This is a genomic window from Streptomyces sp. NPDC002156, assembly GCF_053593675.1.
Genome location: NZ_JBSFDA010000002.1, coordinates 1 through 13,411, shown reverse-complemented (window position 1 = coordinate 13,411; position 13,411 = coordinate 1). Strand labels below are relative to the sequence as shown.

13 protein-coding genes and 1 pseudogene are annotated in these 13,411 nt (G+C 69.1%); 4 read left to right on the top strand and 10 right to left on the bottom strand.

The window, feature by feature from the left end:
- Positions 1-242 precede the first annotated feature (242 nt).
- Positions 243-446, bottom strand: coding sequence for a hypothetical protein (locus tag ACWCRB_RS01520; RefSeq protein ID WP_006375438.1), 204 nt, complete (start codon positions 444-446; stop codon positions 243-245).
- 380 nt (positions 447-826) lie between these two features.
- Entirely contained in the window at positions 827-1,108 is a 282-nt protein-coding gene (locus tag ACWCRB_RS01515) for an acylphosphatase (RefSeq protein ID WP_235474576.1), read from the bottom strand.
- Positions 1,109-1,250: 142 nt separating this feature from the next.
- Here ACWCRB_RS01515 and ACWCRB_RS01510 point away from each other — a divergent pair, with 142 nt between their 5' ends.
- Entirely contained in the window at positions 1,251-2,408 is a 1,158-nt protein-coding gene (locus tag ACWCRB_RS01510; RefSeq protein WP_450994070.1) for a CAP domain-containing protein, read from the top strand.
- A 90-nt stretch (positions 2,409-2,498) separates the two neighbouring features.
- Complete coding sequence (locus ACWCRB_RS01505) at positions 2,499-2,891, top strand: winged helix-turn-helix transcriptional regulator (protein WP_405535233.1); 393 nt, start codon at positions 2,499-2,501, stop codon at positions 2,889-2,891.
- On the opposite strand, the gene mutM is transcribed toward ACWCRB_RS01505, so the two are convergent.
- From mutM to recG, 8 genes are all read right to left on the bottom strand, one after another.
- Complete coding sequence (gene mutM, locus ACWCRB_RS01500; protein WP_450994199.1) at positions 2,864-3,724, bottom strand: bifunctional DNA-formamidopyrimidine glycosylase/DNA-(apurinic or apyrimidinic site) lyase; 861 nt, start codon at positions 3,722-3,724, stop codon at positions 2,864-2,866. The two genes, ACWCRB_RS01505 and mutM, sit on opposite strands and share 28 nt — an antisense overlap.
- 128 nt (positions 3,725-3,852) lie before the next feature.
- Positions 3,853-4,680 carry a ribonuclease III gene (rnc, locus tag ACWCRB_RS01495; RefSeq protein ID WP_450994069.1) on the bottom strand — a complete coding sequence of 276 codons (828 nt, stop codon included), beginning with the start codon at positions 4,678-4,680 and terminating at the stop codon, positions 3,853-3,855.
- Positions 4,681-4,699: 19 nt separating this feature from the next.
- Positions 4,700-4,873: a 50S ribosomal protein L32 gene (gene rpmF, locus ACWCRB_RS01490; protein WP_030753522.1), complete on the bottom strand. Its 174-nt coding sequence runs from the start codon at positions 4,871-4,873 to the stop codon at positions 4,700-4,702.
- Between the two features lie 2 nt (positions 4,874-4,875).
- Positions 4,876-5,526 (bottom strand): YceD family protein, encoded by a 651-nt coding sequence (locus tag ACWCRB_RS01485; protein WP_235474579.1) that lies wholly within the window; start codon positions 5,524-5,526, stop codon positions 4,876-4,878.
- Positions 5,527-5,655: 129 nt separating this feature from the next.
- Positions 5,656-6,729 (bottom strand): ATP synthase F0 subunit B, encoded by a 1,074-nt coding sequence (locus ACWCRB_RS01480; protein ID WP_450994068.1) that lies wholly within the window; start codon positions 6,727-6,729, stop codon positions 5,656-5,658.
- A 127-nt stretch (positions 6,730-6,856) separates the two neighbouring features.
- Complete coding sequence (gene coaD / locus ACWCRB_RS01475; RefSeq protein WP_235479875.1) at positions 6,857-7,336, bottom strand: pantetheine-phosphate adenylyltransferase; 480 nt, start codon at positions 7,334-7,336, stop codon at positions 6,857-6,859.
- A 26-nt stretch (positions 7,337-7,362) separates the two neighbouring features.
- Positions 7,363-7,947, bottom strand: a complete 585-nt coding sequence (rsmD, locus tag ACWCRB_RS01470; RefSeq protein WP_450994067.1) for a 16S rRNA (guanine(966)-N(2))-methyltransferase RsmD — start codon at positions 7,945-7,947, stop codon at positions 7,363-7,365.
- Positions 7,948-8,134: 187 nt separating this feature from the next.
- Positions 8,135-10,366 (bottom strand): ATP-dependent DNA helicase RecG, encoded by a 2,232-nt coding sequence (gene recG / locus ACWCRB_RS01465; protein WP_450994066.1) that lies wholly within the window; start codon positions 10,364-10,366, stop codon positions 8,135-8,137.
- A gap of 171 nt (positions 10,367-10,537) precedes the next feature.
- Between recG and ACWCRB_RS01460 the strand changes: the two genes are divergently transcribed.
- Both ACWCRB_RS01460 and ACWCRB_RS01455 read left to right on the top strand, forming a co-directional pair.
- A complete protein-coding gene (locus tag ACWCRB_RS01460) occupies positions 10,538-12,391 on the top strand; it encodes an HSP90 family protein (RefSeq protein WP_450994065.1) in 1,854 nt (617 codons plus the stop codon).
- Positions 12,388-13,411: pseudogene (locus ACWCRB_RS01455) on the top strand (tetratricopeptide repeat protein); the annotation flags it as partial. The gene ACWCRB_RS01460 and the pseudogene ACWCRB_RS01455, both read left to right, overlap by 4 nt.

Below are 13,411 nucleotides of genomic sequence, written 5' to 3'. Positions count from 1 at the left end.
AACCCCCGGATACCCCGCGGTTTCACGGATGAACGTGCAGGGCACACCAGACGTTAAAGAGAGTGCAAGCGCTTGAGGAAGCACCGAGGCACCCACACAAGCACCCAGGTACCGAAGCACCGGGGGAAATAAAGAAGGGACGCCGAAGCGTCCCTTGCAATACTCTGGCGAAAATCTGAACTCTGACGACTTAGCGGTTGATACGGGCAGCCAACCACTGCGTGTCGTGACCGATGCAGTGATCAGGTGAGCGCGGGCTCCGCCTGGCGTGCGTCGATGCTCTCGAGAAGCGAGTCGTGAGAAGCGGCAGCCGTCAGCTCGTCGTTCTCCGCCTGGATGCGTCCGAGTTCGGATTCCAGGTCCTGTACGCGCTGCTGGAGCCGTCGCATCTCGGCGAGGAGTCGCGGGTCAGAGCCGCCGACGTAACCGAGAAGCGCCTTTGCCATGATTGATGGTCCTCCACACTGAGTGACCGACCGAAGCGGTGTGGGTCGTGAGGGAATCGCACCCGCGATGCTTGGCACTCTGGAGTTCTTGCTGCCGTTCTTACATGCCAAACAGCTAAGGTGCGCGGGGCTTTCAGCGTCTCACCAAAAAGTTTGACGGTCAACACGATCACGCCCTGTATTGGCGGGCGGCACCGTGGCGCACGGCCCCTGTGGGGCGGCGCTGCGACTCCGGCGGGGCCCGCGGGCGTGACGACAAGCGTTTTCTGCGGAGCCTGCCACGACCTGCGCTTCTTGGCAACCACCAGGCCGTTTCTGCTGTGGACAGGTGCGCGTGGCATGTCCACGGGCCGTCGCCTGGGCCCCTTTACAGAACCCCTTCAGCGGATGGCGAAGCCGTCGTAGATCCGGCGAGGTGTGTCCCAGATCTCGGTGACGCCGTCCACGCGGCCGGGCGTGTCGCTCCCCCGCAGCCAGTCGAGCAGTCCTTCACAGCCCGGACGCGGACCTTCCGCGACCACTTGCACACGTCCGTCGTCCAAATTGAGAGCAAAACCACTCAGGCCGCCGATCTCCAGGGCCTTCGCCCGCGTGAACCAGCGGAAACCCACACCCTGGACGCGTCCGCGCACCCAGGCGACCAGCCGTACATCCTCGTTCATGGGTGCACGCTAACGGGCCAATGTCTCTCTCAGCACTTCCTCCCCTTGCGCCATGGGGTACCGTCCCCACCCAACGAATCTCATATGAAACTCACTCGATCGAGTGAGTTACCCGGACCGCAAGGACGAGGAAGGCCAAAACATGGGACGCCACCGACGCTCCGCCGCCGGCCGCGCCACCACGGGTCGCGCCACGGGGGTCACGGAAACATACGATTCGGGCACGGGTGGTCACGGATCCGATCACGGACCGTACGACTCCCAGGTCCCGCCCACACACACTCCGCACACCGCCTACAGCACGCTGTGGGAGGACGCGCCCACGACCGTGGGCATCGCCCCTTATCTCAACCCCGAGGCACACTCCGAGGCCTACGCGAAGAGCAACGCCTACCTCTTCGCCCCGGACGACACCGGCGCCCACGGGGCACTGAACGGCGACAGCCCCTTCGACGGACTGGGCGCCGGGGGTACGCGCCGCCGCAAGAAGCGGTCGTCCAGGCCGATCCGTACGGGCCTTCTCGGCGTCTCCGCGGCGGTAGCCCTGGGCACGGTCGCGGTCGCCACGGGCGTGCTGCCCGGCGGCGGTGACAAGTACACGCTCGGCGGCGGCGGCAGCAACGGCGACAAGGTGCAGGCCGCGGACTCCCCGACGAACGACGAGACCCAGCAGGGCGGCACGTCAGGCAACGCAGACACAGACCGCGACAGCGGTACGTCGACGAGCCGCGACGCAGACCGCGACACCTCGTCCCCGTCTCCCTCCCCCTCGACGTCGACCGCGTCGGCGGCCCCGACGACCGAGGCCCCGCCGAAGAAGCCCTCGGCCACTCCCACCAAGGAACCGAAGGCGACTCCGACGCCCACGCCGACGAAGTCGAAGGAGAAGCAGCAGTCCTCCGCCCCGATCACGGTGACCGCGGAGGCCGCCGCCGAGGCTGAGGTGCTCAAGCTCGTCAACGAGGAGCGGGCGAAGGTCGGCTGCAGCGCGGTGGCGGCGAACAGCGCCCTGCGAGAGCTGGCGGAGGCGTTCAGCGACGACATGGCCGCCCGGGACTTCTTCGACCACACCGACCCCGACGGCCTCTCGCCCTGGGACCGTGCGGACAAGGCCGGCATCACCAGCCTCGGCGGCGAGAACATCGCCCGGGGCCAGGCCGACGCGGCCGCGGTGATGGAGGCCTGGATGAACAGCCCCGGCCACAAGGCGAACATCCTGAACTGCGACTTCAAGACGCTGGGAGTGGGTGTCCACTTCGGCTCGGGCGGCCCCTGGTGGACGCAGGACTTCGGCTACTGACCGGCAGAACCGGCTGAGCGACCGAGGATTGCGCTAACCATTGGTTAGCGCAATCTTCAGGTCAGCGCTGCGCTCGCGTACGCTGGAGTCATGATGAACGCCACGGAGGAGCAGAACCTCCCCTACGACGTGTTCGCCAAGGCGTGTCCGTCGCGCGGCACGCTGGAACACGTCACGGGCCGCTGGGGCGCGCTCACGCTCGGCGCCCTCCAGGAGGGCTCGCTCCGCTTCAACGAGCTGCGCCGCCGTGTCGACGGCGTGAGCGAGAAGATGCTCTCCCAGACTCTCCAGGCCCTGGAGCGCGACGGCCTGGTCCACCGCGAGGCCCAGCCGACGAACCCGCCCCGCGTGGACTACGAACTGACCCCCCTGGGCCACGAGGTCGCCGAGCGCCTGCTGTCGCTCATCCACTGCGTGGAGGGCCGCATGGACTCCGTACTGGCGGCTCGGGAACGCTACGACACCGCGCGCGGGACTCTCTGACACTTCGGACAGAAGTAGCTGGACCGGTTCATCCAGGGACGGCGGAGCATCGGCGTCGCACACCGCTTGCACGGCAGTCCCTCGCGTCCGTACGCGTCGAGCGAGCGGTCGAAGTACCCCGATTCGCCATTGACGTTGACATACAGACTGTCGAAACTCGTGCCGCCAACGGCCAGCGCCGCGTTCATCACATCCCGTACATGGCCCAGGAGTTCGGCCGTGCGCGGCCGGGTGAAGCCGGCGGTCGGACGTTCGTAGTGGACGCGGGACCGCCAAAGGGCCTCGTCCGCGTAGATGTTGCCGACACCGCTGATCAACGACTGGTCGAGCAGGGCCCGTTTGATGGTCGTACGCTTCCGGCGCAGCGCCTGGTGAAAGGCCTCGTCGTCGAACAGCGGGTCGAGGGGGTCGCGCGCGATGTGGGCGATGACGTCGGGCAGCCCGTCGGGCGTGTTGTCGTGCAACGACAGCCCACCAAAGGTGCGTTGATCGACGAACCGCAGCTCGGTACCGAGGTCGTCGGCGAACCGCACCCGAATCCGCAGATGCTTCTCATCGACGGCGTCGTTCGGCTGAACGAGCAGCTGCCCACTCATCCCGAGATGCGCGAGCACCGACTGCCCGCTGTCCTCCAGCGGCAGCCACAGATACTTGCCGCGCCGACTGGGCGCACCGATGCGATGCCCTTTGAGGCGGTGAGTGAAGTCGTCGGCCCCGGCAAGATGCCGCCGCACGGCCCGAGGATGCAACACCTCGGCATCGGCAACGATCCGCTCGGCAACCCACCGAGCAAGCCCCCGCCGAACAACTTCAACTTCAGGCAACTCAGGCACAGGAAACCCCCGTTCTTTAGGGGCGCGGGGAACTGCGCGACAAGCCCCCACCGGCCCGCAGTCGAAGAACAACCGAAAACACCAGTGCAAGCCCCGCCAGGGACAAGCACTGGTGCACGCGAGCAACCTCAGGCAGAGGTCGAGGAAGACGCCTCCACGTCCTCCTCAACAGGCACCGCGGCCTCAACAGAGGCAGCCTCGGCAGCCGCTTTGGCACGTTCATCCGCATCAGCACGGATGGAACGCCAGGCCGACTCCGCAGCCTGCTGCTCCGCCTCCTTCTTGCTGCGGCCGGTGCCGGTGCCGTACGAGACGCCTCCGACGCGGGCGGCAGCAGTGAAGGTCTTCTCATGGTCCGGACCGGTCTCCGTGACCAGGTACTCGGGAACACCGAGCCCTTCGGTCGCGGTGAGTTCCTGGAGACTGGTCTTCCAGTCCAGGCCGGCACCGAGATTCGAGGACTTCTCGATCAGCGGGTCGAAGAGACGGTGGACGAGTTCGCCCGCCGCGTCGAGACCCTGGTCGAGATAGACAGCGCCGATCACCGCTTCGAGGGTGTCGGCGAGGATGGACGCCTTGTCCCGCCCGCCCGTGCCCTCTTCACCGCGGCCGAGCCGGATGAAGGAGCCGAGTTCGAGCCCACGGCCCACCTCCGCGAGCGCACGAGAATTGACCACCGCGGCCCGCAGCTTGGCCAACTGGCCTTCTGGGAGGTCGGGGTGGGTGCGGTACAGCGTGTCCGTGACCACCAGGCCGAGCACGGAGTCCCCGAGGAACTCCAGCCGCTCGTTGGTGGGCAGACCGCCGTTCTCGTACGCGTACGAACGGTGGGTCAGTGCACGCACCAGAAGGGCGGACTCCAGCTGGTAGCCGAGCCGCCCTTCCAGAAGCGTGTGGGACGAGGCCGTGTCCGCCGTTTTTTTCTTGGCGGTCGAGTCCGCCTGGGCGTCAGACATGAAGCCTCTCACCAGCCGCTCAGACCTCGAGGACCTGGCGCTTGTTGTAAGTGCCGCAAGACGGGCACGCGATGTGCTGCAGCTTGGGCTCCTGGCAACGCTCGCACGCAACCAGGGTGGGGACCGCAGCCTTCCACTGCGACCGGCGGTGGCGCGTGTTGCTGCGCGACATCTTCCGCTTCGGAACAGCCACGGCTACTTCTCCTGCTTCTCGTCGACGCCCGCTTCCGCGTCGGCGCCGCTGATCTCGTCCTTCTCGCCGGGTTCGAGTGAACCTGCGAGTCCCTGCAGTGCCGCCCAACGGATGTCGACGGCATCATGGTGGTGGTCCGGGTCGTCCGCCAGCCGGGCTCCGCACTGGGAGCACAGGCCGGGGCAGTCGTCCTGGCACACCGGCTGCATCGGCAGTGCGAGCACCACCGCATCACGCAGCACGGGTTCGAGGTCGAACAAGCCGTCCTCGATGAAGAGCGTGTCCTCGTCTTCCTCGGCGTCGTCGGCCGGCTCCGCTTTCACACGGCCCCGGTCGTCGGCGTCAGGGTACGAGAACATCTCCTGGAAATCCGCTTCGAGCTGCTGCTCGAGCGGCTCCAGACACCTTACGCACTCCCCCTTGGCGCGTGCACGGGCGGTGCCTGTGACAAGCACACCTTCCATGACCGACTCCAGGCGGAGTTCGAGCTCCACCGGCGCGCCTTCCGGCACTCCGATGACTCCCGCGAGACCGAAGTCCTTGGGAGCGTCGATCTCACGGGTCAGGCGCTGCAGCGCGCCAGGACGCCGCCCCAGCTCGTGTGTGTCGAACACAAGAGGGTTGCGGTGGTCGAGGCGGGCGTTCAGAGCCATTCCTGCTTTCGATCTTCGATGCTCGGCCGCCCGTCTTCCGGGCAGCGGTGATCGCAGAGGTACACGCGACCGAAGAGCCAGGATACTGGACCTTCCGCCCACGGCCCAATCCGGTCCCCGCGCGGGCACTTACTGCCCGCCGCGACCCTGTTCGTAGGCGCGCAGCTGCTCGGCGCTGATCATGGTCGTGTCGAAGAAGCTGGTCTCGTCGAGGGCGTGCGGCTGATGCGGCTGCTGCTGTTCCGGCTGGACGTGCCCCTGCTGGACCTGGGCGGGGTCGTAGGCGGCCTGCTGACCGTCGTACCCCTGGTAGGCGTAAGGGTCGGCCGACTGGTAGCCGTAGGGGTCCTGCTGCTGGGCGTACGCCTGCTGGTAGCCGCCGTACGGGTCGGCGGGCTGCTGGTACCCGTACTGGTCCTGCTGGCCGTACTGCTGCTGGGCCGGGATCTCTGCCGCCCGGGGCTGTTCCCCCAGGGAGTCCGGGGAGTCGGCGAGGTCGGCGAGGTAGTCGGCGTCGCTGGTGTGCTGCCTGGGGCTGCCGTCGTCGTCCTGGCCGAGGGCGCCGAGGTCGTCGGAGGCGATACGGCCGTGCAGGGTCTGCCGGCCGCGGCCGACGGCCTCCAGGGTCTTGGCGAGGACGGCCTCGAAGGCGCCGAGCTTCACGTCGACGTATTTGTCGGCGTTGAGGCGCAGGGTCTCGGGGTCGTGGCTGCGCTCGGGGGCGTCCTCGTCCTCGTACCCCTGCTCGTCGAGGCCGGGGCCGGTGCCGAGGAGCTTCTCGCGGCCGCGGCCGACGGAGCCGAGGGTCTTGGTGAGGACGACCTCGAAGTTGGCGAGCTTGGAGTCGACGTAGTCGTCGGCCTCGGCGCGGACGTCCTCGGCCTCCTTGCGGGCCTCGGCGAGGATGCGGTCCGCCTCGTTCTGGGAGCGGCGGGCGACCTCCGTGTCGGAGATCAGCGAGCCGCGCTCCTCATGGGCGGTCCGGATGATCCGGTCGGCCTCCTGACGGGCCTGCTCGACCATGTGCTCCCGGTCGCCGATCAGCTCCTGTGCCTGTGCGAGGGAGCCGGGCAGGGCCGCGCGCACCTCTTCCAGCATCGCGAGAAGGTCGGCGCGGTTGACCACGCACGAGGCCGACATGGGCATCGACCGGGCACTGGAGACCGAGGAGACGATCTCGTCGAGCTTCTGTTGCACGTCCACCGTGTGCTCGCCACTCTCTACAGCTGTGATGAAGACGGACGGGGTCGACTGTACGACTCCTGTCGCCCCGCCCGACACCGAGTGACGGTTTGTCAGTTCTTCGTCAGCCCGTCGGCCAGTGCGTCGGTCAGTCCTTCTTGAGGCGGCCGTCGAGGGCTTCCAGGACGAGCGGCGGTACGAGGTGGGAGACGTCCCCGCCCCAGGCGGCCACCTCCTTGACCAGCGAGGAGGACAGGAAGCTGTAGGTGGGGTTGGTCGGCACGAAGAGCGTCTCCACGCCGGACAGACCGTTGTTCATCTGGGCCATCTGGAGTTCGTAGTCGAAGTCGCTGACGGCTCGCAGGCCCTTGACGATGGCCGGGATGTCGCGCTGCTTGCAGAAGTCGACGAGGAGGCCGTGGAAGGACTCGACCCGGACGTTTCCGAACTCGGCGGTGACCTGGCGGATCAGGTCGATCCGCTCGTCGATCTCGAACAGGCCCTTCTTGGACTTGTTGATCATGACCGCGACATAGACCTCGTCGTACAGACGGGAGGCACGGGAAATGATGTCGAGGTGTCCGTTGGTGATCGGGTCGAACGACCCGGGACAGACGGCGCGGCGCACTAGTGATCCCTCGCTCTCCGGTCCGGTCATCGTGCGTCTTCGCACGTAGAGGCGGCGCGACCGTACCAAAACGTTCCCTCGCCGTAGCGACGGGCCCGGAGCGCTTCGAAGCCGTCCGGCCACCCGAATTCGCCGCCTCTGGTGCTGCGCTCCACGGTGACGAGGGCTTCGGCCGCGAGCCAGCCCCCCGCCCGGAGTGTGAGCAGGATCTCGCGAAGATCGTCGTCCGGGACGGCGTACGGCGGGTCGATGAAGACGATGTCGTACGGCTGTGTGGACGCCGTCTGAACAACCTGTTCCGCCTTGCCCGCCCTGACCTCGGCGCCGGGCAGCCCGAGCGACTTGACGTTCTCGCGGACGATGCGGGCGGCGCGGGGGTCGGCCTCCACGAGGAGGGTGTGGCCTGCGCCGCGGCTGAGCGCCTCCAGGCCTACGGCGCCCGAGCCCGCGTACAGGTCGAGGACCCGTTCGCCGTCCAGGGGGCCGCCCAGGAGTGCCTGCCAGGTGGAGAAGAGGCCCTCTCGGGCGCGGTCCGATGTGGGGCGTGTGCCGGTGCCCGGCGGGACGGCTAGGCGTCGTCCGCCGGCTGTGCCGGCGATCACGCGGGTCATCTGGGGTCCTCTGTCCGTGGCCGTGAGGTGGTTGCGGGTTCAGTTTCGCAGGAGGGGGTGGGGGGTGCGTTGTGGTGTTGGCGACTGCGGGCCGGTGGGGGCTGGTCGCGCCCACGCGGCGGAGCCGCAAATGTCACAGCCCCGCGCCCCTTTGGGGCGCGCTGCCCCTGGGCGGAGAGAAAATGGCTCACCCCTTGTCCAGGTACTGCTCCCTCTCCTCGTCCAGCAGGGCGTCCAGTGCCGTGCGTAGGCCCGGGAGGTTCTCCAGGTCCGGGTCTGCCGCTACGACCGCCGCCGCCTCCTCCCTTGCCTCCGCGATGATTTCCTCGTCGTCGATGACCGTGAGCATGCGGAGGGATGTGCGGGCGCCCGACTGGGCCTGGCCCAGGACGTCGCCCTCTCTGCGTTGTTCCAGGTCGATGCGGGAGAGTTCGAAGCCGTCGAGGGTGGCCGCGACGGCGTTGAGGCGCTGGCGGGCCGCGCTCGCCTCGGGCATCTCGCTGACCAGGAGGCAGAGGCCGGCCGCCGAGCCTCGGCCGACGCGGCCGCGGAGCTGGTGGAGCTGGGAGACGCCGAAACGGTCGGCGTCCATGATCACCATGGCGGTCGCGTTGGGCACGTTGACGCCGACCTCGATGACCGTCGTGGCCACCAGGACGTCCGTCTCCCCGGCGGCGAAGCGGCGCATCACCGCGTCCTTGTCGTCGGGGTGCATCCGGCCGTGCAGGATCTCGACCTTCAGCCCCTGGAGTGGCCCCCGGGTGAGTTGCTCGGCCACCTCCACCACGGCGAGCGGCGGGCGCTTCTCGGCCTCGTCCTCGGGGGACGGCTTCTTCTTGCCCGCCTTCTTCGGGTCGTCCTCCTCGTCCCCGATGCGTGGGCAGACCACGTACGCCTGATGCCCGCCCTCGACCTCCTCGCGCACGCGCTCCCACGCGCGCGCCAGGAAATGGGGCTTGTCGGCGGCCGGAACGACATGGCTGGCGATGGGCGAGCGGCCTGCCGGCAGCTGGTCCAGGACCGAGGTCTCCAGGTCGCCGAAGACGGTCATGGCGACCGTACGGGGAATGGGGGTGGCGGTCATCACCAGCAGATGCGGGGGCTGTTTGCCCTTGCCGCGCAGAGCGTCGCGCTGTTCTACGCCGAAGCGGTGCTGTTCGTCGACCACCACCAGGCCGAGGTCGTGGAACTGGACCTTGTCCTCGATCAGCGCGTGCGTGCCGATCACGAGCCCCGCCTCGCCGGTGACGAGGTCGAGGAGCGCCTGGCGGCGGGCCGCGGTGCCCATGGAGCCCGTCAGGAGGACCACCTTGGTGGCCTTGTCCGCGCCGCCGAGCATGCCGCCCTCGGCCAACTCCCCCATCATCTCGGTGATCGACCGGTGGTGCTGCTGGGCGAGCACCTCGGTGGGCGCGAGCATCGCGGCCTGACCGCCCGCGTCGACGACGGCGAGCATGGCGCGCAGGGCCACCATCGTCTTGCCCGAACCGACCTCCCCCTGGAGCAGACGGTGCATCGGGTGTTCCGCCGCCAGGTCGTCGAAGATCTCCTTGGAGACCTTTTGCTGGCCCTCCGTGAGGGTGAAGGGCAACTTCGCGTCGAAGGCGGTGAGGAGGCCGTCCGGGGTCGGTCTGCGGGGGACCGCCGGGAGTTGGGCGTCCGCGTGGCGGCGGCGTGCCAGAGCGATCTGGAGGACGAACGCCTCGTCCCACTTGAGGCGGGTGCGCGCGTCCTCGATGTCCGCCTTGGTGTGCGGGCGGTGGATCTTCAGGAGCGCCTCGGGGAGGGTGGCGAGGCCCCTGCCCTCCCGGAGGGAGGGGGGCAGGGGGTCGACGGCCTCCTGGGCGAGGTCCAACACCGTCTGCAGCGACTTGGCGATCTTCCAGGACTCCAGCTTCGCCGTGGCGGGGTACAGCGGGATCAGTGCGCCCGCCCAGGAATCGACCGTCTCCGCCGCCTCGTCGGTGTCCCCCCGCAGCAACTCGTACGCCGGATGGGCGAGTTGGAGGCGGCGGTTGAAGACCGACGCCTTGCCCGCGAACAGTGCGCGGGTGCCGGGGAGGAGTTCCTTGTGGGGTTTGTGGACACCGTGGCCGAAGAAGACCAGTTGGAGCCGGCCGCTGCCGTCCGTGATGGTGACTTCCAGGCGCTGGCCCTTGCCGCCCCGGGCCTTCGAGGAGGCGAAGGTGTGCAGGCGTGCGTCGGCCACCTGGGCGACCACCGTCACGTGTTCGTCCATGGGGAGGTCGGCCAGGTGGGTGAGCTGGCCCCGCTCCTCGTACCTGCGCGGATAGTGGTGCAGGAGGTCGCCGACGGTGTGCAGGCCGAGGTGCTCGGCCATCACCTTCGCGGTGGCGGGGCCGAGCACTGATTTCAGTGGTTGCTTCAGTGGTTCTTCCAGTGCGGGCACGAGATCCATTGCACACCACACCACTGACATTCCCGTATACGTATAGCGAATCCGCTGGTCAGACGGCTCGTTCGGGGCCTAGGATGGCGCGCCCGGCCATCCCCCGCGGTCACCGCCTCACCGGGACCGCCCGACCCCGCGCCGTCGCCAGAACCTGGTCCCCCCTCCGGCGCTGCGACGATGGACTCCCAGACCTCACAGTCATCCCAGGCATCCCAGTCACCGCATACGTTCCAGGTCGACCTGCGCGGCCTCGTGGACCTGCTCTCCCATCACCTCTACTCCAGCCCCAAGGTCTACCTGCGCGAGCTGCTGCAGAACGCCGTGGACGCGATCACCGCCCGGCGCGCGGAGCAGCCCGACGCCCCGGCGCGGGTGCGGCTGTACGCGGAGGGCGGCACCCTGCGGGTCGAGGACTCCGGGGTCGGTCTCACCGAGGCGGACGTGCACAACCTGCTGGCGACCATCGGCCGCAGTTCCAAGCGGGCGGACCCCGGCGACATCCAGGAGGCGCGTTCGGAGTTCCTCGGCCAGTTCGGGATCGGGCTGCTGGCCTGTTTCGTCGTGGCCGAGCGGATCAGGGTCGTCAGCCGCAGCGCCCGTACGCCGGACGCGCCGCCCGTGGAGTGGACGGCCGCGGACGACGGTTCGTACACCGTGCGTACGCTGCCCGACGACGCCAGGACCGAACCGGGCACCACCGTGCACCTGGTGGCGCGGCCCGGGGCCGGCGAGTGGCTCACCGCGGAGCGGGTGCTGGCGCTGGCGCGGGACTTCGGGTCGCTGCTGCCGTACGACGTGCGGGTGGGCGACGAGGCCGTCACCGATCTGCCCGCGCCCTGGAACCGTCCGTACCCGTCGCCCGCCACCCGGAGGGTGGCCCTTCAGCGGCACTGTCACGACCTGTTCGGGTTCTCGCCGCTGGACTCGATCGACCTGGACGTGCCGCTCGCGGGGATCCGCGGGGTGGCGTACGTCCTGCCGTCCTCGGTGAGTCCGGCGCAGCGCGCGAGTCACCGCGTGCATCTGAAGGGCATGCTGCTCACCGAGCGGGCCGAACAGCTGCTGCCCGACTGGGCGTTCTTCGTGCGGTGCGTGCTGGACACGGACAGTCTGCGGCCGACGGCTTCGCGTGAGTCGCTGTACGAGGACGAGACGCTGGCCGCCGTACGCGAGGCGTTGGGGGAAAGGATTCGCTCCTGGCTGACCGGGCTCGCCGCCGGTGATCCGGAGCGGCTGTCCGCGTTCCTGTCGGTGCACCACCTGGGCGTCAAGTCCCTGGCCAGGCACGACAAGGAGATGCTGCGCACGATGCTGCCGTGGCTCCCCTTCGAGACGACCGACGGGCAGCTGTCCCTGGAGGAGTTCGCGCAGCGGCACCCGGTGGTGCACTTCACCCGGAGCGTCGAGGAGTACCGGCAGGTCGCGCCGATCGCGTCAGCGCAGGGCGTCGGTGTCGTCAACGGCGGCTACACGTACGACAGCGAGCTGATCGAGGCGCTGCCGTCGGTGCGCCCGGGGACCGTGGTCGCCGAGCTGGACGCCGACACCGTGACCGCCCACCTGGACGCCGTCGACCCGGCCGAGGAGCTGGCTCTGGCGGCGTTCCTGGGGGCCGCGCGGGCCAAACTCGACCCCCTGGGGTGCGATGTCGTCCTGCGCGCCTTCCATCCGCTGTCGGTGCCCGCGCTGCACCTGGACGACCGGGCGGCCCGGCACGAGCAGGCCCGCGCGGAGGCCGCCGAGCAGGCCGACGACCTGTGGGCCGGCATCCTCGGCTCGCTGCGGGGCAGCGCCCCGCGCGCGCGGCTGGTGCTCAACCATCTCAACCCGCTGATCCGGAGGATCAGTTCCCTGGACGACCCGGAACTGATCGGCACCGCCACGGAGTCCCTGTACGGACAGGCGCTGCTCATGGCGCAGCGCCCGCTGCGGCCCGCGGACTCCGCGCTGCTGAACCGTGCGTTCATCGGCCTCCTGGAGTGGGCCACCCACAGCGATCCCACGGAGCCCACGGAGGACGGCCGGCGATGAACGAGATCAAGGACTTCGACGCGCTCCGCGAGGCCATGGCACTCAACGCCGAGCAGCCCGAGGGACCGGCCCGCAACGCGCGCGCGGAGCAGCTGCTGGCCGAGGCCGAGAAGCTGAACATCCCGCTCGCCGTGATCGAGGCGCTCGGGCACCAGCTGAAGGCCTACAACTACAGCTCCGAGAAGGACCGGATGTTCGTCCCCTTCGCGCGTCTGCTGCGCATGTGGGACGAGCGGCCCGAGGACTTCGACGAGTACGAGGTCCACACGCTGCACTGGGTCTTCAAGTGGATGACCGCGGGCATGCTGGACCAGCCGCACATCCCGCTGGCCTCCATCGAGAAGTGGCTCGGCGAGATGGAGCACCGCTACCGGCTCGCCGGGCACTCCGAACGGGCCGTGCGCGGCGCCGAGTTCAGTGTGGCCGCGCATGTCGGCGATCTTGCGCGGGCCGAACGGGCGTACGCGGCCTGGCTGGCCGCCGACCGCGACAGCATGGCCGACTGCCATGCCTGCGAACTGCACAGCCAGGGCTGGTGGCAGGCCGAGCGGGGCGCGGACGCGGAGGCGCTCGACCTGTGGCGGCCGGTCCTGGAGGGCGAGTTCACATGCGCCCACGAGCCGCACACCGTCCTGGCGTCCTCCCTGGGCCCGCTGCTGCGGCTCGGCCGCCTGGACGAGGCGCGCGCGCACCACCTCCGCGGCTTCCGGCTGGTCCGGCCCATGGAGAGCATGCGGGGCGCGTACGCAGACCACGTCGAGTTCTGCGCGCTGACCGGGAACGAGGCGCGCGGTCTGGAGCTGCTCGCGGAGCGTCCCGCGTACTTCACGGACTCCGGGCAGCCGCGCAGCCAGATGGACTTCATGGCCGCCGTGGCGCTCCTGATGGACCGGCTGACCGGGCTGGGCATGGGCGCCCAGTCGGTGCCGGAGGCGACTCCCTACGTCGACCTCACCCGTGCCGAGTGGAGTGCGCTGCGCGACAAGACGCCGCTCCCCCTCACCGCCGAGGAGGTCGAGA